Origin of the sequence: Streptomyces sp. NPDC008092 (genome assembly GCF_042957285.1) — a bacterium.
GTDB lineage: Bacteria > Actinomycetota > Actinomycetes > Streptomycetales > Streptomycetaceae > Streptomyces.
This window is the reverse complement of sequence record NZ_JBIBHY010000011.1, coordinates 159,490-176,029: the sequence shown is the minus strand read 5'-3', so window position 1 is coordinate 176,029 and position 16,540 is coordinate 159,490. Positions and strand designations below refer to the sequence as shown.

At 71.3% G+C, this 16,540-nt stretch carries 21 protein-coding genes; 11 read left to right on the top strand and 10 right to left on the bottom strand.

The genetic code is table 11. The features are described from left to right. Positions 1-81 precede the first annotated feature (81 nt). Positions 82-342, bottom strand: coding sequence for a UBP-type zinc finger domain-containing protein (locus tag ACFZB3_RS32810; RefSeq protein WP_391381806.1), 261 nt, complete (start codon positions 340-342; stop codon positions 82-84). Positions 343-403: 61 nt separating this feature from the next. Here ACFZB3_RS32810 and ACFZB3_RS32805 point away from each other — a divergent pair, with 61 nt between their 5' ends. Further along, positions 404-1,999: a Na+/H+ antiporter gene (locus ACFZB3_RS32805; protein WP_391381804.1), complete on the top strand. Its 1,596-nt coding sequence runs from the start codon at positions 404-406 to the stop codon at positions 1,997-1,999. Positions 2,000-2,081: 82 nt separating this feature from the next. Here ACFZB3_RS32805 and ACFZB3_RS32800 read toward each other — a convergent pair whose 3' ends face one another. Together ACFZB3_RS32800 and ACFZB3_RS32795 are read right to left on the bottom strand one after the other, a co-directional pair. Then, positions 2,082-2,963 (bottom strand): pyridoxal-phosphate dependent enzyme, encoded by an 882-nt coding sequence (locus ACFZB3_RS32800; RefSeq protein ID WP_391381802.1) that lies wholly within the window; start codon positions 2,961-2,963, stop codon positions 2,082-2,084. A gap of 33 nt (positions 2,964-2,996) precedes the next feature. Next, the gene (locus tag ACFZB3_RS32795; RefSeq protein ID WP_391381800.1) at positions 2,997-3,587 is read right to left on the bottom strand and encodes an N-acetylmuramoyl-L-alanine amidase; all 591 of its coding nucleotides are present in this window, start codon (positions 3,585-3,587) and stop codon (positions 2,997-2,999) included. 300 nt (positions 3,588-3,887) lie between these two features. Between ACFZB3_RS32795 and ACFZB3_RS32790 the strand changes: the two genes are divergently transcribed. The 4 genes from ACFZB3_RS32790 to ACFZB3_RS32775 all read left to right on the top strand — a co-directional run bounded on the left by ACFZB3_RS32790 (position 3,888) and on the right by ACFZB3_RS32775 (position 7,326). Then, the gene (locus ACFZB3_RS32790; protein ID WP_391381797.1) at positions 3,888-5,294 is read left to right on the top strand and encodes a family 2B encapsulin nanocompartment shell protein; all 1,407 of its coding nucleotides are present in this window, start codon (positions 3,888-3,890) and stop codon (positions 5,292-5,294) included. Between the two features lie 113 nt (positions 5,295-5,407). Further along, positions 5,408-6,508, top strand: coding sequence for a family 2 encapsulin nanocompartment cargo protein polyprenyl transferase (locus ACFZB3_RS32785; RefSeq protein ID WP_391381795.1), 1,101 nt, complete (start codon positions 5,408-5,410; stop codon positions 6,506-6,508). A 260-nt stretch (positions 6,509-6,768) separates the two neighbouring features. Continuing rightward, entirely contained in the window at positions 6,769-6,978 is a 210-nt protein-coding gene (locus ACFZB3_RS32780; RefSeq protein WP_391381793.1) for a hypothetical protein, read from the top strand. A 9-nt stretch (positions 6,979-6,987) separates the two neighbouring features. Further along, positions 6,988-7,326, top strand: a complete 339-nt coding sequence (locus tag ACFZB3_RS32775; RefSeq protein ID WP_391381790.1) for a DUF952 domain-containing protein — start codon at positions 6,988-6,990, stop codon at positions 7,324-7,326. A gap of 30 nt (positions 7,327-7,356) precedes the next feature. Here ACFZB3_RS32775 and ACFZB3_RS32770 read toward each other — a convergent pair whose 3' ends face one another. Genes ACFZB3_RS32770 through ACFZB3_RS32760 form a run of 3 tightly spaced genes read right to left on the bottom strand, consistent with a single transcriptional unit; the run spans position 7,357 to position 8,942 of the window. Continuing rightward, positions 7,357-8,097: a VOC family protein gene (locus ACFZB3_RS32770; protein WP_391381788.1), complete on the bottom strand. Its 741-nt coding sequence runs from the start codon at positions 8,095-8,097 to the stop codon at positions 7,357-7,359. Between the two features lie 18 nt (positions 8,098-8,115). Then, positions 8,116-8,535, bottom strand: coding sequence for a VOC family protein (locus tag ACFZB3_RS32765; RefSeq protein WP_391381786.1), 420 nt, complete (start codon positions 8,533-8,535; stop codon positions 8,116-8,118). 53 nt (positions 8,536-8,588) lie between these two features. Beyond that, complete coding sequence (locus ACFZB3_RS32760; protein WP_366358687.1) at positions 8,589-8,942, bottom strand: helix-turn-helix transcriptional regulator; 354 nt, start codon at positions 8,940-8,942, stop codon at positions 8,589-8,591. 154 nt (positions 8,943-9,096) lie between these two features. On the opposite strand from ACFZB3_RS32760, the gene ACFZB3_RS32755 reads away from it, so the two are divergent. The 4 genes from ACFZB3_RS32755 (at position 9,097) to ACFZB3_RS32740 (ending at position 12,171) form a co-directional block, all read left to right on the top strand. Further along, complete coding sequence (locus ACFZB3_RS32755) at positions 9,097-10,251, top strand: inorganic phosphate transporter (protein ID WP_391381785.1); 1,155 nt, start codon at positions 9,097-9,099, stop codon at positions 10,249-10,251. Positions 10,252-10,265: 14 nt separating this feature from the next. After that, complete coding sequence (locus ACFZB3_RS32750; RefSeq protein ID WP_351500691.1) at positions 10,266-10,496, top strand: hypothetical protein; 231 nt, start codon at positions 10,266-10,268, stop codon at positions 10,494-10,496. Positions 10,497-10,545: 49 nt separating this feature from the next. Then, complete coding sequence (gene ppk2 / locus ACFZB3_RS32745) at positions 10,546-11,448, top strand: polyphosphate kinase 2 (RefSeq protein WP_391381783.1); 903 nt, start codon at positions 10,546-10,548, stop codon at positions 11,446-11,448. A gap of 243 nt (positions 11,449-11,691) precedes the next feature. Next, on the top strand, positions 11,692-12,171 hold the full coding sequence (locus ACFZB3_RS32740) for a GNAT family N-acetyltransferase (RefSeq protein ID WP_391381780.1): 480 nt from the start codon (positions 11,692-11,694) through the stop codon (positions 12,169-12,171). Between the two features lie 136 nt (positions 12,172-12,307). Here ACFZB3_RS32740 and sodN read toward each other — a convergent pair whose 3' ends face one another. After that, positions 12,308-12,703 carry a superoxide dismutase, Ni gene (sodN, locus tag ACFZB3_RS32735; protein ID WP_351719271.1) on the bottom strand — a complete coding sequence of 132 codons (396 nt, stop codon included), beginning with the start codon at positions 12,701-12,703 and terminating at the stop codon, positions 12,308-12,310. A gap of 145 nt (positions 12,704-12,848) precedes the next feature. On the opposite strand from sodN, the gene sodX reads away from it, so the two are divergent. After that, the gene (gene sodX / locus ACFZB3_RS32730) at positions 12,849-13,301 is read left to right on the top strand and encodes a nickel-type superoxide dismutase maturation protease (RefSeq protein ID WP_391382160.1); all 453 of its coding nucleotides are present in this window, start codon (positions 12,849-12,851) and stop codon (positions 13,299-13,301) included. On the opposite strand, the gene ACFZB3_RS32725 is transcribed toward sodX, so the two are convergent. Beyond that, positions 13,187-13,834 carry an ABATE domain-containing protein gene (locus tag ACFZB3_RS32725; protein WP_391381778.1) on the bottom strand — a complete coding sequence of 216 codons (648 nt, stop codon included), beginning with the start codon at positions 13,832-13,834 and terminating at the stop codon, positions 13,187-13,189. The genes sodX and ACFZB3_RS32725 overlap by 115 nt on opposite strands. A 100-nt stretch (positions 13,835-13,934) precedes the next feature. Between ACFZB3_RS32725 and ACFZB3_RS32720 the strand changes: the two genes are divergently transcribed. After that, the gene (locus tag ACFZB3_RS32720; protein ID WP_391381775.1) at positions 13,935-14,717 is read left to right on the top strand and encodes a methyltransferase domain-containing protein; all 783 of its coding nucleotides are present in this window, start codon (positions 13,935-13,937) and stop codon (positions 14,715-14,717) included. Positions 14,718-14,790: 73 nt separating this feature from the next. Here the strand turns inward: ACFZB3_RS32720 and ACFZB3_RS32715 are convergent, their stop codons facing one another. Together ACFZB3_RS32715 and ACFZB3_RS32710 are read right to left on the bottom strand one after the other, a co-directional pair. Next, entirely contained in the window at positions 14,791-15,591 is an 801-nt protein-coding gene (locus ACFZB3_RS32715; RefSeq protein WP_391381773.1) for an ATP-binding cassette domain-containing protein, read from the bottom strand. Further along, positions 15,588-16,517: an ABC transporter permease subunit gene (locus ACFZB3_RS32710; protein WP_391381771.1), complete on the bottom strand. Its 930-nt coding sequence runs from the start codon at positions 16,515-16,517 to the stop codon at positions 15,588-15,590. Before ACFZB3_RS32710 ends, ACFZB3_RS32715 begins: the two co-directional genes overlap by 4 nt. Positions 16,518-16,540 lie beyond the last annotated feature (23 nt).

Below are 16,540 nucleotides of genomic sequence, written 5' to 3'. Positions count from 1 at the left end.
GAGCGCGCGCCGGGTTGACGTACCCCGGCGTCGAACCGTCGAACCGTCGGTGCCGTGGTCTTCGGCAGCCGAAGTGCAGTGTCACACGAGCACGTGGTCGACGAAGCACCAGCGCCAGTCCTCGCCCGGCTCGAACGTCCGCATTATCGGGTGGCCGGACGTCTCGTGGTGGCCTGTCGCGTGTCTTCCGGGCGACGAGTCGCAGCAGGCGACGTGGCCACAGGTCAGACAGAGCCGCAGCTGTACCGGGTGCCAGCCCTTGACGAGACACTCCGGGCAGGTCTCGTTCTGTGGCTCGGGTTCCGGGAGCGGCAGCGCGTCGCGGTGCGTGCACTGTTTCATGATTGCCAGATTACGACGGGTGTGCGGGTGGCCGCGCGAAAAACGAGGGCGGGCGAGGACCATGGACGTGATGCCACTGCTGTTGCTGGTGGCGGGGAGCGCCGCGATCGCGGGTGCGGCGCGGCGCACCCCGGTGCCGGCGCCGCTGCTGCTGGTCGCGGTAGGCCTGATGGTGTCGTACGTGCCGGGGGTCCCCGACTACACCCTCGACCCGGAGATCGTGCTGCCCCTGGTGCTGCCCCCGCTGCTCTACAAGGAGGGCACCGAGAGCTCGTACCTCGACCTGCGGGCGAACATCCGGCCGGTGGCACTGCTCTCGGTGGGGTACGTGCTCTTCGCGACCTTCGTCGTCGGCTGGGCCGCCTACCTGATCGTGCCCGGGCTGCCGCTGCCCGCGGCGCTCGCGCTGGGCGCGGTGGTGGCGCCCACGGACGCGGTCGCGGCCGCCGCGATCGCCCGCCGGGTCGGGCTGCCGTCCCGGCTCACCACGATCCTGCAGGGCGAGTCCCTGCTGAACGACGCCACGGCGATCACCGCCTACCGCGTCGCCGTCGCCGCCGCGGTCGGCGAGGGCGCCTCCTGGGCCCACGGAATCGGGGAGTTCCTGCTGGCCGCGATCGGCGGTGTGATCGTCGGCGTGGTGCTGATGGTGCCGATCCACTGGCTGCGCACGCATCTGAAGGAGCCGCTGCTCCAGAACACGCTGTCGCTGCTGATCCCGTTCGTCGCGTACAGCGTCGCCGAGCAGTTCCACGCCTCCGGCGTGCTGGCCGTCGTCGTGGTCGCCCTCTACCTGGGCCACCGCGCCTGGGAGGTCGACTTCGCCACCCGCCTCCAGGAGGAGGCCGTGTGGCGCATGGTCGCGTTCCTGCTGGAGTCGGCGGTCTTCGCGCTGATCGGACTGCAGCTGCCGGTCGTCCTCAAGGGCCTCGGCGCGTACCAGGGCATCGACGCCGCCTGGTACGCGTTCGCCGTCTTCGTGGTCGTGGTGGCGGCCCGGTTCGTCTGGATATACCCGGCGGCCTTCCTGCCGCGGATCCTGTCCCGGCGGATCCGCGAACGCGAGGACAACCCCACCTGGAGAAGCCCGGCGGTCACCGCCTGGGCGGCCATGCGGGGCGTGGTCTCGCTGGCCATCGCCTTCTCGATCCCGCTCACGGTGCACGGCGGCGGCCCCTTCCCGCAGCGCAACCTGATCCTGTTCCTGACCTTCACCACGGTCATCGGCACCCTCGTGGTGCAGGGCTTCAGCCTGGCCCCGCTGATCCGCCTGATGAAGTTCCCGGCCCGGGACGCCCAGGCCGAGACCCTCGCCGAGGCGAACGCCCAGGCCCAGGCCTCCCGCGCGGCCGAGGCCCGCCTCGACGAACTCCTCTCGGACGACCGCAACGACCTCCCCCCGCCGCTCGCCGACCGCCTCCGCACGGTCCTGGAGCGCCGCCGCAACGCCGTCTGGGAGCGCCTCGGCCAGACCAACCCGGTCACCGGGGAGTCGGTCGACGACACCTACCGCCGCCTCTCCCGGGAGATGATCAGCGCCGAGCGCACGGTCTTCGTCCGGCTCCGCGACCACCGCTACATCGACGACGAGATGCTGCGCACCCTGCTGCGCCGGCTGGACCTGGAGGAGGCGGCCGCGTACCGGGAGGCCGAGTGACATCCGGGACGCGGTCCGCAGGCGACCGGGACGCGATCTGCCGGCAACCGGAACGCGGTCCGCGAGCCCTCCCGCCCGCCGGTCAGGCCGTCAGCACCGCCGCCACGCCCACGTCCCGCCCCAGGCCGCCCTCCCGGGCCAGCTCGACAAGTCCGTACAGCAACTTGGCGACATACAGCCGCTCCACCCGCACCCCGTGCCGCTCCTCGAAGTCCTCGGCGAAGGCATCGAGTTCGGGTGTCGTACGCCCGTACCCGCCGAAGTGGAACCGCTCGTCGAGCGACCACCGCCCGCGCCGCTCCCCGAACGCCGCCGTCTGCAACCGCCGTATCTCGCCCTCCAGGAATCCGCCCCGCAGCACCGGCACCCCCAGCGCCCGCTGCTCCGCCCCCAGCCCGTCGGCCAGCCCGGCCAGCGTGCCTCCGGTCCCGCAGGCGACGGCCACCACGTCGGCCCGCCCCCGCAGCTCCGTGCCGAGGGCGCGGCAGCCGCGTACCGCGGCCGCGTTGCTGCCGCCCTCGGGCACCACGTAGGCGTCCTCGGCCCCCGCCGCCCGCAGCAGGCCGGCCAGCACCTCCGGCTCGGCCTTGCGCCGATACGTCGACCTGTCGACGAAGTGCAGCCGCATCCCGTCGGCCGCGCACCGCGCCAGCGACGGGTTCAGCGGCCGGGCGGCCAGTTCCTCGCCCCGCACCACCCCGACCGTCCGGAAGCCCAGGAGGCGGCCCGCGGCGGCCGTCGCGCGCAGGTGGTTGGAGTACGCGCCGCCGAAGGTGAGGACCGGACGGCCGCCCGCCGCCTCGATGTTCGGGACCAGCTTGCGCCACTTGTTGCCGATCAGCTCCGGGTGGATCAGGTCGTCCCGCTTGAGGAGGAGACGGACGCCGTAGCGGGTGAAACGGTCGTCGGTCACCTCCTGGAGCGGGGAGGGGAGCCGCGGGGTGAGTATGTCGGCGCTGGTCACGTCGTCATTGTCGCCCGGGACACCGGCGCGGGCTCACTTCAGCCGGTCCCGGACGCGCCCGCGCAGCCAGGCCATCGGGAAGCCGCGCGGGTCCACCTTTCCCGGCTGCCACTCCAGGTGCCCGATCACCGACCGCTCCGACCAGCCGTGCCGCCGGCACACCGCCGCGGCCACCTTCTCGATCGCCTCCAGCTGGGCCTCGGGCCAGGGGTCCGCGCCGTCGCCCAGGTTCTCGCACTCGAAGCCGTAGAAGTGCCGGTTGCCGTCGGTGTTCGCCTCGTTGTCCGGGGGCAGCGCCTTCTCGGCGATCACCGCGCGCAGCACGTCGTCGTCGCCCGGTCCCGCGTGGTTGGCGCGGCCGTAGCCGACGAGGTGGACCGTGCCGTCCTTGGTGACGACGCCGTGGCACAGCGGGCCGGGGAGGCCGGGGCGGCCGTCGCGGCAGATCCGGACCGTGGGTTCGGTGCCCTGCGTCACCGTGTGGTGGATCATCACGCCGTGGACGGGGCCCCAGGGGCCCTTGTGGTTCCGGTTGTGGTCCCTCCAGTCGCCGACCTCGACCACCGTGACGCCCTCGTCCCGCAGCGCGTCGAGGAAAGCGTCCGCGGACATGGGTGGGGCCATGACCGCCTCCTTCGCATCTGAACCATCCGGATCTTCCAGATCTTCTTCGCTTTCTACAGAAGTCGGGCTTACCGGGCCAGCCTCGTTCGAACTTGTTCGGATCCTGTGCGAGTCAATCCAGACAAGTCGGCATATCGAGGGGCGAGGGATGAGGTGATATGTCGGCATGCCCAGTAGTGCGATGATCTATTCCCGCTCTTTCGGGTAATGGTCCCGGCACGTTCCGTGATGACAGGGTGGCCCGTGAGACCGATGCGTGGGCAGTTCGGCGCCCGCGCAGGTATGGGAGGGCATTTCCTTATGTCGGTAGGCGAAGAGGTCCGCACGGATCAGGGCAAGCCGCAGCAGTCCCTGGACACGGCGGCAGCGCGGAACCTGGCCACCACGACCAAGTCCGCGCCCCAGATGCAGGAGATCAGCTCCCGCTGGCTGCTGCGGACCCTGCCCTGGGTCGATGTCCAGGGCGGCACGTACCGGGTGAACCGACGGCTCACCTACACGGTCGGCGACGGCCGTATCACGTTCCTGAAGACCGGCGACCGTGTCGAGGTCATCCCCGCGGAGCTGGGCGAGCTGCCCGTCCTGCGGTCGTACGAGGACGAGGAGGTGCTGGCCGAGCTGGCCCAGCGCTGCCGGCAGCGCGACTTCGCCGCGGGCGAGGTCATCGCCTCGTTCGGCAACGGGACGGACGAGGTCCACCTGCTGGCCCACGGCCGCGTCGAGAAGATCGGCACCGGCCCCTACGGCGACGACGCGGTCCTCGGCGTCCTCGCCGACGGCTCGTACTTCGGCGAGCAGGGCCTGATCGACCCGGACGCCATCTGGGAGTACACCGCCCGCGCGGACACGGCCTGCACCGTGCTGACCCTGTCCCGGCAGGACTTCGAGCAGGTCGCCGAGCGCGCCGACTCCCTGCGCGAACACCTTCAGCAGCTGCGCGCGATCCCCGAGCAGCGCACCAACAAGTACGGCGAGAAGGAGGTCGCCCTCGCGGCCGGCCACAGCGGCGAGCCCGACATCCCGCACACCTTCGTCGACTACGAGGCCCGGCCGCGCGAGTACGAGCTGAGCATCGCCCAGACCGTGCTGCGCATCCACACCCGCGTCGCCGACCTCTACAACCAGCCGATGAACCAGACCGAGCACCAGCTGCGGCTCACCGTCGAGGCGTTGAAGGAGCGCCAGGAGCACGAGCTCATCAACAACCGGGAGTTCGGACTGCTCAGCAACTGCCAGTACGACCAGCGGCTGCAGCCGCACGACGGCGTGCCCAGCCCGGACGACATGGACGAGCTGCTCAGCCGCCGGCGCGGCACCAAGCTCTTCCTCGCCCACCCGCGTGCGATCGCCGCCTTCGGGCGCGAGCTCAACAAGCGCGGACTGGTCCCGGAGACCGTAGAGATCGGCGGCAACCGCATCCCGACCTGGCGCGGAGTCCCGATCTACCCCTGCAACAAGATCCCCGTCACCGAGGCCCGGACCACCTCGATCATCGCCATGCGTACCGGCGAGGACAACCAGGGCGTCGTCGGACTGCGGCAGTCCGGTCTGCCCGACGAGATCGAGCCGAGCCTCTCGGTCCGCTTCATGGGCATCAACGAGCAGGCCATCATCAGTTACCTGGTCACGGCCTACTACTCGGCCGCCGTGCTGGTCCCGGACGCCCTCGGAGTGCTGGAGAACGTCGAGATCGGCCGCTGGAGGTGACGTTTCCGCACTTGGTGGCCGTGTCCCCGTCCTCCGGGGCGGGTACACCCTCGGGGTACGTGCCGAGGCGGGGCGGAGACGCCACCGTACGCGCACTCCGCGAAGGGGAGGCCATGGCCGAGTTCGTGACGGAGCGGCAGCAGCGTGCCACGCAGCTGCCGTCGGGGAGGCCGGAGTCGCCCGACGGGTCCGAGGCCACCGCCATACTGGAGCGCGTCCGGGCGTCCGTCGACCCCGAACTGCGCACCGCCGTGGCGTCGTTGCCCGGTTCGATGCGGCGGATCGCGCGCTACCACTTCGGCTGGGAGCACGCGGACGGCACCCCGGCGGACGGCGACGCGGGCAAGGCCATCCGGCCCGCGCTGGTCCTCGCCGCCGCCGACGCGCTCGGCGGACCGGCGGCCCGCGCGGCCGCCGTACGGGCCGCGGCCGCCGTGGAGCTGGTGCACAACTTCACCCTGCTGCACGACGACGTCATGGACCGGGACACCTCCCGCAGGCACCGGCCCACCGCATGGACCGTGTTCGGCGACGCGGACGCGATCCTCGCCGGGGACGCCCTCCAGGCGCTGGCCCTCCGGCTGCTCGCCGAGGACCCGCACCCGGCGTCCGCGGCGGCCGCCGCCCGGCTCGCGGACTGCGTCCTCGAACTGTGCGCGGGACAACACGCGGACACGGCCATGGAGGACCGGGCACCCGACGAGGTCACCCTCGACGAGGTGCTCGCCATGGCCGAGGCCAAGACCGGGGCGCTGCTCGGCTGCGCCTGCGCCCTGGGCGCGCTGTACGCGGGAGCGGGCGCGGCCGAGGTGACCGCGCTCGACGGCTTCGGCCGCCAGGCCGGGCTGGCCTTCCAGCTGATCGACGACGTCATCGGGATATGGGGTGACCCCGTCCGCACCGGCAAGCCGGCCGGCGCGGACCTGGCGGCCCGCAAGAAGTCCCTGCCGGTCGTCGCGGCCCTCACCTCCGGCACCCCGGCCGCCGCCGACCTCGCCGAGCTGTACGCCAGGCCGCATCCGCGGGCCGACGCCGACGAGATCGCGCGGACCGCACTGGCGGTGGAGCGGGCGGGCGGCCGGGACTGGGCGCAGTCCGAGGCGGCCGACCGGATGGCCCGGGCGATGCAGGAGCTCGCCCGTGCCGTGCCCGGCCCGGAGGCGGCCGACGGCCTGCTCGCGCTCGCCGAGTTCGTGACCCGGCGCAGCAGGTGAAGACCCCGGAGCCCCCGGGACCGCGCGGCTCCTGACCCCGCACGGTTCTCCGGGGGCTCCGGCCCGACGGGTCCCGCGCATCCCCACGGTGCGCGGGGCCCGCCGCATCCCGCCGTCGTATCGCCTCCCGCCGGGCAGGGGGGCGGGCGACGTATGGACGGCGGTCAACGGTCAGAGGGCGACCGGCGACCGGCGGCGGCCAAGGGGCGACCGGCGAAAGGCGACGGGCGCGGCTCCCGGGCCCGGCCTACGCTGGGGGCATGGACAGCCAGAACCAGGTCTGTCCGGTCTGCGGACAGCCCGTCGAACGTGTGGTGCGGCGGCACAAGACGCTGGGTGCCTGGGTTCCGGTCTGGGGACCCGGTCCCTGCCGCAACCCCCACTGCGGCGAGCGCACCGGCCCGCCGGGCCCGCAGGAGGCGTCGCCGCCCCGGCCCCCGCCGCCCGGATCCGCCGGGCGGAGACCGTAGCGTGTCCGCATGACCGGACTCCCGAACATCCTGCACATCACCGAACGCTCCCTGTGGGAAGAGGCCCGCGCCCGGGGCGGCTACGCGATGTCCACCCGCGGCCGCACCCTCCAGGAGGAGGGCTTCATCCACTGCTCCACCCGCGACCAGCTCCCGCGCGTGGCGGCCTTCGTCTACGGCGCCTACGACGGCCCGGACGAACTGGTGGTGCTGGTCGTGGACCCGGCCCGGATCGGCGCCCCGGTGAAGTGGGAGGCGCCGGAGCCGGGCGGTGAGGAGTTCCCGCACGTGTACGGACCGATACCGGTCGCGGCCGTGGTGGACGTGGAGCCCTGGAGCCGGCCCTAGCCGGCCCGCGGCGCCTCGGCGCCTCGGTTCTCAGCCGCGGTGCGGGAGGCCGCCGGTCTCCGGGTCGCGGCCGGTGAGGCAGTAGACGCCGCCCGCCGGGTCGCGCATCACCGTCCAGTGGCGGCCGTCGGCCACGTGCGCGGCGCCGAGTTCCTCGTGCCGGGCGCGGGTCGCCGGGATGTCCGCGCAGGCCAGGTCGAGGTGGGCGGCGGCGGGCTGTTCGTCGTCCAGCCGCTGGAGCAGGATCCGCACGGGCAGCCCGGCCGGCGGCCTGAGCACCCGGAACTCCGGCAGCGCGCCGGTCAGCAGCTCCCAGCCGGTCAGCCGCGCCCAGAACGCGGTCTCCGCCTCGTACGCGGACGGCGGGATGTCGAGGCTGACCTGGTCGAGCCGGCTGCCCGCCACGACCGGCGGCCGTACCGACTCCCCTTGCCAGGGCGCCGCGCACCACGACTGCCCGCCGGGCGAGCGCAGCACGGCCCACGATTCGTGCTCGGTGACCGTCTCGGCGCCGAGTTCCCGGGCCCGCTTCACCAGGCCCGGCACGTCCTCGACGCAGAGGTCCAGGTGGGCTCCGCCGGGGCCCGCCCCGACGCCCTGGAGCTTGACGCAGGCGTCGACGCCGGAGGCCGGCAGCAGCGTCACGAACTCGTCGTCCTCGCCACGCGGCGCGGAGAGGAAGGTGCCGGTGACGGCGGTCCAGAACGCCTGGGCGGCGGCGAGGTGCGCGGCGGGGCGGTCGGCGAAGGCGTACGTCCAGCGGATGGTCATGCGGTGATCGTAAGTGCGCTAATCGGCCGCCGGGCGCTCCGTGAAGCGCAGCAGGTTCCCCGCCGGATCCCGGAACGCGCAGTCCCGCACGCCCCAGTGCTGGTCCGTGGGCTCCTGGATCACGTCACCGCCGTGCTCCCGCACCCGCTCGTACAGCGCGTCGCAGTCGGTGGTGGAGAAGATCACCCCGCGCAGCATGCCCTTGGCGAGCAGCTCGGCCATGGCCTGCCGGTCGGCGGGCGACGCGTCCGGGTTGGCGCCCGGCGGCTCCAGCACGATCTCCACGCCCGGCTGCTGCGGCGACCCGACGGTCACCCAGCGCATCCCCTCGAACTCCACGTCGTTGTGGACCTCCAGGCCGAGGACGTCACGGTAGAAGGCCAGCGCCTTGTCATGGTCGTCGACGGCGATGAAACACTGCGCGAGTTTTACGTCCATGGGGCCAGGCTAGGAGGAAACGTCCGCAGCCGCGTGCGGTCGGCCTCGCGCGGTCAGTACGGCCGGCGGCGCGGGCGTGTGAACGTACGGGCCACGCAGGACGGGATGACCGTGCTCTCCTCGTGGTCCCGCGCCCGGTACGCGCTCGGCGTCTCCCCGACCAGCTCGGTGAACCGCGAGCTGAAGGACCCCAGCGACGTACAGCCGACCGCCATGCACACCTCGGTCACCGTGAGGTCGCCGCGGCGCAGCAGCGCCTTGGCCCGCTCGACCCGCCGGGTCATGAGATAGCTGTACGGCGTCTCCCCGAAGGCCTTGCGGAAGCTGCGCTGGAAGTGGCCGGGGGACATGAGGGCGGTACGGGCGAGCTCGGTCATGTCGAGCGGCTCGGCGTACTCGCGGTCCATGCGGTCGCGCGCCCGGCGCAGCCGCCTCAGGTCCTCCAGGGGGGTCACCCGCCCAGCATGGCATGCACATCGCACACACGACGGGGGTTTGTTTTTGGACGCGCGTTTGCCTCTGGTTCTCGCGTAATTGGCCCGCGCTTGTTTGCATAAAGGAATGGACCACATCACGTTCCTCGTGGCGGTCGTGATCGTCACTGCGCTTGCGTTCGACTTCACCAACGGGTTTCACGACACGGCGAACGCGATGGCCACGTCCATCGCGACCGGCGCGCTCAAACCGAAGACAGCGGTTCTGATCAGCGGCGTACTCAACCTGGTCGGAGCCTTCCTCTCCACGGAGGTCGCCAAGACGATCTCCGGCGGCATTGTGAACGACGCCAAGGTGACCCCTGCGATGATCTTCGCGGGCCTCGTGGGGGCGATCCTGTGGAATCTGATGACCTGGCTGGTCGGGCTGCCGTCCAGCTCCTCGCACGCTCTGTTCGGCGGCCTGATCGGGGCCGTGTGGGTCGGCGCGGGCTCCGGCGCGGTCAACTTCGACAAGGTTCTCGAAAAGATCATCATCCCGGCGTTCGCGTCGCCGGTGGTGGCGGGCGTCGCCGCGCTGATCGCGACGTACTGCGCCTACAAGATCACCGCCCGCGGCCGCGCGGACTCCGTGAGCAAGGGCTTCCGGCTCGGGCAGATCGGCTCGGCCTCGCTGGTCTCGCTCGCGCACGGCACCAACGACGCCCAGAAGACCATGGGCATCATCACCCTGACCCTGATCTCCGTCGGCGCGCTCCCGGGTGACGCCGGCCCGCCGGTCTGGGTGATCTTCAGCGCCGGTCTCGCCATCGCCCTCGGCACCTACATCGGCGGCTGGCGGATCATCCGCACCATGGGCAAGGGCCTGACCGAGATCCAGTCCCCGCAGGGCTTCGCGGCGGAGACCGCCTCCACGGCCGTCATCCTGACCTCCGCCCACATGGGCTTCGCGCTGTCCACCACGCAGGTCGCCTCCGGTTCCATCCTCGGCGCGGGCGTCGGCCGGCGGCTCGCGGAGGTCCGCTGGGGCGTCGCCGGCCGCATGGTGGCCGCCTGGGTGATCACGCTGCCCTCCGCCGCGCTGGTCGGCGGCATCTCCGCGTACGCGGTCAAGCACGGCGGCAACTTCGGCACCGTCGTGGTCGCGCTGGTCGGCGCCGCGCTCGCGGCCGGCATCGTCGTGCTGTCGCGCCGCAACCCGATCGACGCGAAGAACGTCAACGACGGCCACGAGGTCGCCGTCCGCGCCACGCCCCCGTCCAACGTCGGCACCGCCGCCTGAGTGAGGGAGTTCCCATGAACATCGACTGGACCGCACTCGGCCAGGTCACCGCGGTGAGCATCGGAGTTACATTCGCAGTGGTGGTTGTCTTCGCCCTCGGCGTCCTCGGGCTCGCCCGTTACGAGGGGGCCAAGGAGCAGGGCGGCACCAGCGCCGTCGGCGTCGCCCAGGCAGGGCTGTGCTTCCTCGCCTGCGTGGCGGTGGTGGCGTACAGCATCTACCTGATCGTGCCGCAGTTCCACTGACCCGCGAGACGACCCGCAGATGTCCCACCAAGCCGCTGAGGAGGACTGGATGACGACGCCGGACCTGCTGTCCGACCTGGCCGACCTGAAGGTCGACTACAGCGACCCGGACGACCCCGTACTCATCCGCCCGGACGGATCACCGATCGACACCTGGCGGGAGAACTACCCGTACCCGCAGCGCATGGAGCGCAAGGAGTACGAGTGGCACAAGCGGCTCCAGCAGATCGAGCTGCTGAAGCTGCAGACCTGGATCAAGGAGACGGGACGCCGGATCGTCATCGTCTTCGAGGGCCGGGACGCGGCCGGCAAGGGCGGCACCATCAAGCGCTTCACGGAGCACCTGAACCCCCGTGGCGCGCGGGTGGTGGCCCTGGAGAAGCCCACGGAGCGCGAGAGCGGTCAGTGGTACTTCCAGCGCTACGTCGAGCACCTGCCGACCGCCGGCGAGATCGTGATGTTCGACCGCTCCTGGTACAACCGGGCCGGCGTCGAGCGGGTCATGGGCTTCTGCTCGGACGACCAGTACCGGCGCTTCATGCGCCAGGCCCCGCTGTTCGAGCGGATGCTGGTGGACGACGGGGTGGACCTGGTGAAGTTCTGGTTCTCGGTCTCGCAGGGCGAGCAGCGGACCCGCTTCACCATCCGCCAGGTCGACCCGGTACGGCAGTGGAAGCTCAGCCCGATGGACCTGGCCTCGCTGGACCGCTGGGACGACTACACGGCGGCGAAGGTCGCGATGTTCCGCGAGACGGACACCGAGTACGCGCCCTGGACCGTGGTGAAGAGCAACGACAAGAAGCGGGCCCGGGTCGAGGCCATGCGCAGCGTGCTGGCCCGCTTCGACTACGCCGACAAGGACGAGGAGGTCGTCGGCAGCCCGGACCCGCGGATCGTGGGTGCGGCGGCCGGCCTGCTGGAGGCGGGCGAGGACGACCACGGCGGACACTGAGCGCTCCGCCGGCACCGCAGCGGCCCGCCCCCGCTCGGCGTCCGTCACCCGACAGGGGCCGGCCGGACATCCGGCCGGCCCTTCCTCGTGCCCCGGCCCGCAACCCCCGCGCGTGCCCGCCGACTTGGCGGCTGCCCGGCCCGCCGGGGCGGCCTGCGCACCCGTGACCGGCTTCGTGATCGGGATTGCGCGTGTGAACGACCGTATGGACACGGCTCGGCCGGGTGGCCGATGATCCCTTGCATGATCCGCGCCGCCACCGAGAACGACGTCCCCGAGATCCGCGCCATGATCCGCGAACTCGCCGCCTACGAACGGGCCGTGGAGCAGGCCCGGGCCACCGAGGAACAGCTCCGCGAGGCCCTGTTCGGCGCCCACCCCGCGGCCCACGCGCTGGTCGCCGAGGACGAGAGCACGGGCGGACTCGTGGGCTACGCCCTGTGGTTCCCGCGCTTCTCGACCTGGACCGGAACCCGGGGCATGCACCTGGAGGACCTCTACGTACGCCCCGACGCCCGCGGCGGCGGCCACGGCCGGGCCCTGCTCGCCGCCCTCGCCGCGTTCTGCCTGAGCAATGGCTTCGAGCGCTTCGAGTGGTGGGTACTGGCCTGGAACGAGCGGGTGGTCGACTTCTACCGGTCACTCGGGGTGGAGTTCCTGGACGACTGGCGGATCTGCCGGCTGACCGGCGAGGGGCTCAAGGAACTGGCCGAAGCGTCATAGGCCGTCCCCCGGAAGCACGTCGCAGACCGCACCCCGGAAAAAAAGACCGCACCCGAACCCTCCGGAACACCGTGAACGGCGGTCCTTCGGGCCGGGTGCGGCCGACAAGGCCCTGGCAACCGGTAAAGGGTGCGGGTCAGGCCTTCTTGGTCTCCCAGAAGATCGTGTCGATCTCGGCGATGAGCTCAAGGGCCTTCTCGCCGGTCTTCGGGTCCGTGGACGCCTTGGCGGCGGACAGGGCCTTCAGGGTGTCGTTGACCAGCTGGTGCAGCTGGGGGTACTTCTCGAAGTGCGGGGGCTTGAAGTAGTCGCTCCAGAGCACCGAGACGTGGTGCTTGGCGAGCTCGGCGCGCTGCTCCTTGATGACGGTGGCGCGCGCCTGGAAGTGCGGGTCGTCGTTGGCGGCCATCTTCTCCTGCACGGCCTTAACCGACTCCGCCTCGATGCGGGCCTGGGCCGGGTCGTACACACCGCAGGGCAGGTCGCAGTGCGCGCTGACCTTGACCTTGGGGGCAAACAGGCGGGAAAGCATGGAGCATTCCTTCCTCGTGATCGTCTTCTCAGGTGGGACATTACTCCCTGGGAAGCCTGATTTCGCGGGTGCCCCCATGGGCTTAGGACAAAAGTCCAGGGTCAGACTGAGACTGGTGGAGGAACGGACCGGGGAGGTGCCGGGGATGCCGGAGCTGTCGCAGGAGACCGAGCGGGGGAGGGGCGCCGCGCTCTTCGGACTGGCCGAGGTGACCGGCCCGTCCATGGTGCCCACGCTGTACCAGGGGGATCAGCTCCTGGTGCGGTACGGGGCCCGGGTACGGGCCGGTGACGTCGTCGTCCTGCGCCATCCGTTCCAGCAGGACCTGCTGGTCGTCAAGCGGGCCGTGGAGCTGCGCGAGGGCGGCTGGTGGGTGCTCGGGGACAACGCGTACGCGGGCGGGGACAGCACGGACTACGGGACCGTGCCGGAGGAGCTGGTCCTCGGCCGGGCCCTGTTCCGCTGGCGGCCCCGCAGGGCGGGTCAGCGTTCGCCGCTCGCGCTGGTGCGCTGGGCGCTCTCGGCCGCCAGGCCGGTGCTGGCCGATCGCTCCGGCAGGCCGGGGCGCTCCGCCTCCAGGCGTTTGCGGGCCCGGTAGGCGGCCACGTTGGCGCGGGTCGCGCAGCGGTCCGAGCAGTAGCGCCGGGAGCGGTTGGTCGAGGTGTCGAGGTAGGCGTTGCGGCACGGCGCCGCCTCGCACAGGCCGAGCCGGTCGACGCCGTACTCGGTGAGGTGGAAGGCCAGGCCCATCGCCGCGATCGCGGTGTAGCCGGCGGTGGCGTTGGAGGGATGGTCGGCCAGGTGCATGTGCCACAGCGGGCGGCCGTCCTCGTCCCGGAAGTCGTGCCCGGAGATCTGCGGGCTGACCGGGAACTCCAGCAGCAGTGAGTTCAGCAGGTCGACCGCGAGGGTCTCCTCGCCCTTGTCGGCCGCCTCGAAGACCGCGCGCAGCCGGGCCCGGACCGAGCGGAACCGGGTGAGGTCGGCCTCGGTGGCGCGCCGGGCGGCCTGCTGGTTGCCGCCGAACAGATCACGGACGGCCTCGACCGAGGTCAGGGAGTCCTTGCCCCGGGCCGGTTCCTCGCTGTTGACGAGCCGGACGGCGTAATCCGAGTAATAGGCCAGTTCCACTTGTAGTCCTTACGCGGGCACTCTATGGTCGGTCGTGCGGTCGGGTAACAGCCGGTCGTGCTTCCAGGGTATTACGAGCCTTGTGCGGTGGAGGGTTGCCATGACGGACGCGCCGACGACCACGACGACGAGCACGACCGGGGCCGACTGGGGTGCCTGGCAGGAGAGCTGGGACCGGCAGCAGGAGTGGTACATGCCGGACCGCGAGGAACGGTTCCGGATCATGCTCGACATGGTGGAGGAACTCGTCGGTACGGCCCCCAGGGTCCTCGACCTCGCGTGCGGCACCGGCAGCATCACCGCCCGGCTGCTCGCCCGCTTCCCGGCCGCGGTGAGCACCGGGGTCGACCTCGACCCGGCCCTCCTCGCCATCGCCGAGGGCACCTTCGCGGGCGACGACCGGGTCGCCTTCGTCAGCGCCGACCTCAAGGACCCGCAGTGGACCGCACGGCTGCCGTACGACGCGTACGACGCCGTCCTGACCGCCACTGCCCTGCACTGGCTGCACAGCGAACCCCTCGCGGCCCTCTACGGTCAGGTCGCGGAACTCGTCCGCGACGGCGGTGTCTTCATGAACGCGGACCACATGATCGACGACAGCACGCCCCGGATCAACGCCGCGGAACGGGCGCGGCGGCACCGGGGTATGGATCAGGCCAAGGCGGCGGGGGCGCTGGACTGGACCGAGTGGTGGCAGCTGGCGGCGCAGGATCCGGTGCTCGCCGGGCCCACCGCCCGCCGTTTCGAGATCTACGGCGAGCACGCGGACGGCGACATGCCCTCGGCGGCCTGGCACGCGCGCGTGCTGCGCGAGAAGGGGTTCGGGGAGGCCCGGGCGGTGTGGTGCTCGCCGTCGGACACGCTGCTGCTCGCCCTCAAGTAGCAGGCCGGACGGCCGAAGGGGCGGTACGAGGATGCTCGTACCGCCCCTTTTCACGCCGTGACGCTCCCCGGGTCTACAGGACCTTGGAGAGGAACGACTTCGTCCGGTCGTGCTGGGGGTTGGTCAGGACGTCGCGCGGGTGGCCGGACTCGACCACCACGCCGTCGTCCATGAAGACCAGGCTGTCGCCGACCTCGCGGGCGAAGCCCATCTCGTGCGTGACGACGATCATCGTCATGCCGTCCTCGGCCAGGTCCCGCATCACGTCCAGGACCTCGCCGACCAGTTCCGGGTCGAGCGCGGAGGTCGGCTCGTCGAAGAGCATCAGCTTCGGCTGCATGGCGAGCGCGCGGGCGATCGCGACGCGCTGCTGCTGGCCGCCGGAGAGCTGCGCCGGGTAGTGGCCGGTGCGGTCGCCGAGGCCGACCCGGTCCAGCAGACGCTGCGCCCGCTCACGGGCCGACGCCTTCGACTCGCGCTTGACCTGGACCGGCGCCTCCATGACGTTCTCCAGGGCCGTCATGTGCGGGAAGAGGTTGAAGCGCTGGAACACCATGCCGATGTCCCGCCGCTGCGCCGCGACCTCCTTCTCCTTCAGCTCGTAGAGCTTGTCGCCGTGCTGGCGGTAGCCCACCAGGCGGCCGTCGACGTACAGGCGGCCGGCGCTGATCTTCTCCAGATGGTTGATGCACCGCAGGAACGTGCTCTTGCCGGAACCGGACGGGCCGATCAGGCAGAACACCTCGCGCGGCAGCACCTCCAGGTCGATGCCCTTGAGGATGTGCGACAGGCCGAACGACTTGTGCACGCCCTCGGCCTTGACCATCGGGGCGCCGCTGCTCGGCGGGGTGATGTCCTTCGCGAGAGAGCTCATCGGGCCACCTCCGGGCGACGGAACGAACCCCACCGGGCCAGATTCTTCCGCAGCCGCTGCAGCGGGGTGGGCGGGAGGTTGCGCGAGGAGCCGCGGGCGTAACGGCGTTCGATGTAGTACTGGACGATGCTGAAGATCGTGGTCAGGAACAGGTACCAGATGCAGGCGACGAAGTACATCTCGACGACCGCCAGCGAGGTGCTGGAGATGTCCGTGGCCTTCTTGATCAGCTCGGGCAGCTGGACCGCGTAGGCCAGCGACGAGGTCTTCAGCATGTTGATGAACTCGTTGCCGGTCGGCGGGATGATGACCCGCATCGCCTGCGGCAGGATCACCCGGCGCAGCGTCTGGCCCTGGGTCATGCCGAGCGCGTGCGACGCCTCGGTCTGCCCCTCGTCGACCGACTGGATGCCGGCGCGGACGATCTCCGACATGTACGCGGCCTCGTTCAGGCCGAGCCCCAGCAGGGCGGTGAGGACCGGGGTCATCACCTGGTTCATCTCGTCCTTGTAGAACCCCAGGTTCAGGATGGGGAAGACGAGCGCGATGTTGTACCAGAGCAGCAGCTGGACCAGGACCGGGGTGCCGCGGAAGAACCAGATGTAGAACCAGGACACCGTGCTGGTGACCGGGTTCGACGACAGCCGCATCACGGCGAGGATCACGCCGAGCGCGACGCCGAGCACCATGGCCAGCACCGAGATGTAGAGCGTGGTCCAGGCGCCGGAGACGATGCCCTGGTCGAAGAGGTAGTCGGGGATGACGCTGTAGTTGATCTTCGCGTTGGAGAAGGCGATCCCGATCAGCACCACGAGGGCGACGACCACGACGCCGGACACCCAGCGCCCGTAGTGGCGCACCGGGATGGCCTTGATCTGCTCCGGCGGCACGGACGGCGCCGGAGTCTTGTCGACCGTGTCAGTCACAGTGACGGCCCTTCAGTCGTGCC

Coding starts and splice junctions, on each gene's coding strand:
- ACFZB3_RS32765 (WP_391381786.1), bottom strand. CDS start 8,535: ATGGACGTAAAACTCGCGCAGTGTTTCATCGCCGTCGACGACCATGAC.
- ACFZB3_RS32770 (WP_391381788.1), bottom strand. CDS start 8,097: ATGACCATCCGCTGGACGTACGCCTTCGCCGACCGCCCCGCCGCGCAC.
- ACFZB3_RS32780 (WP_391381793.1), top strand. CDS start 6,769: ATGGACAGCCAGAACCAGGTCTGTCCGGTCTGCGGACAGCCCGTCGAA.
- sodN (WP_351719271.1), bottom strand. CDS start 12,703: ATGCTTTCCCGCCTGTTTGCCCCCAAGGTCAAGGTCAGCGCGCACTGC.
- ACFZB3_RS32785 (WP_391381795.1), top strand. CDS start 5,408: ATGGCCGAGTTCGTGACGGAGCGGCAGCAGCGTGCCACGCAGCTGCCG.
- ACFZB3_RS32750 (WP_351500691.1), top strand. CDS start 10,266: ATGAACATCGACTGGACCGCACTCGGCCAGGTCACCGCGGTGAGCATC.
- ACFZB3_RS32755 (WP_391381785.1), top strand. CDS start 9,097: ATGGACCACATCACGTTCCTCGTGGCGGTCGTGATCGTCACTGCGCTT.
- ACFZB3_RS32715 (WP_391381773.1), bottom strand. CDS start 15,591: ATGAGCTCTCTCGCGAAGGACATCACCCCGCCGAGCAGCGGCGCCCCG.
- ppk2 (WP_391381783.1), top strand. CDS start 10,546: ATGACGACGCCGGACCTGCTGTCCGACCTGGCCGACCTGAAGGTCGAC.
- sodX (WP_391382160.1), top strand. CDS start 12,849: ATGCCGGAGCTGTCGCAGGAGACCGAGCGGGGGAGGGGCGCCGCGCTC.
- ACFZB3_RS32760 (WP_366358687.1), bottom strand. CDS start 8,942: ATGGACCGCGAGTACGCCGAGCCGCTCGACATGACCGAGCTCGCCCGT.
- ACFZB3_RS32805 (WP_391381804.1), top strand. CDS start 404: ATGGACGTGATGCCACTGCTGTTGCTGGTGGCGGGGAGCGCCGCGATC.
- ACFZB3_RS32795 (WP_391381800.1), bottom strand. CDS start 3,587: ATGGCCCCACCCATGTCCGCGGACGCTTTCCTCGACGCGCTGCGGGAC.
- ACFZB3_RS32720 (WP_391381775.1), top strand. CDS start 13,935: ATGACGGACGCGCCGACGACCACGACGACGAGCACGACCGGGGCCGAC.
- ACFZB3_RS32775 (WP_391381790.1), top strand. CDS start 6,988: ATGACCGGACTCCCGAACATCCTGCACATCACCGAACGCTCCCTGTGG.
- ACFZB3_RS32790 (WP_391381797.1), top strand. CDS start 3,888: ATGTCGGTAGGCGAAGAGGTCCGCACGGATCAGGGCAAGCCGCAGCAG.
- ACFZB3_RS32810 (WP_391381806.1), bottom strand. CDS start 342: ATGAAACAGTGCACGCACCGCGACGCGCTGCCGCTCCCGGAACCCGAG.
- ACFZB3_RS32740 (WP_391381780.1), top strand. CDS start 11,692: ATGATCCGCGCCGCCACCGAGAACGACGTCCCCGAGATCCGCGCCATG.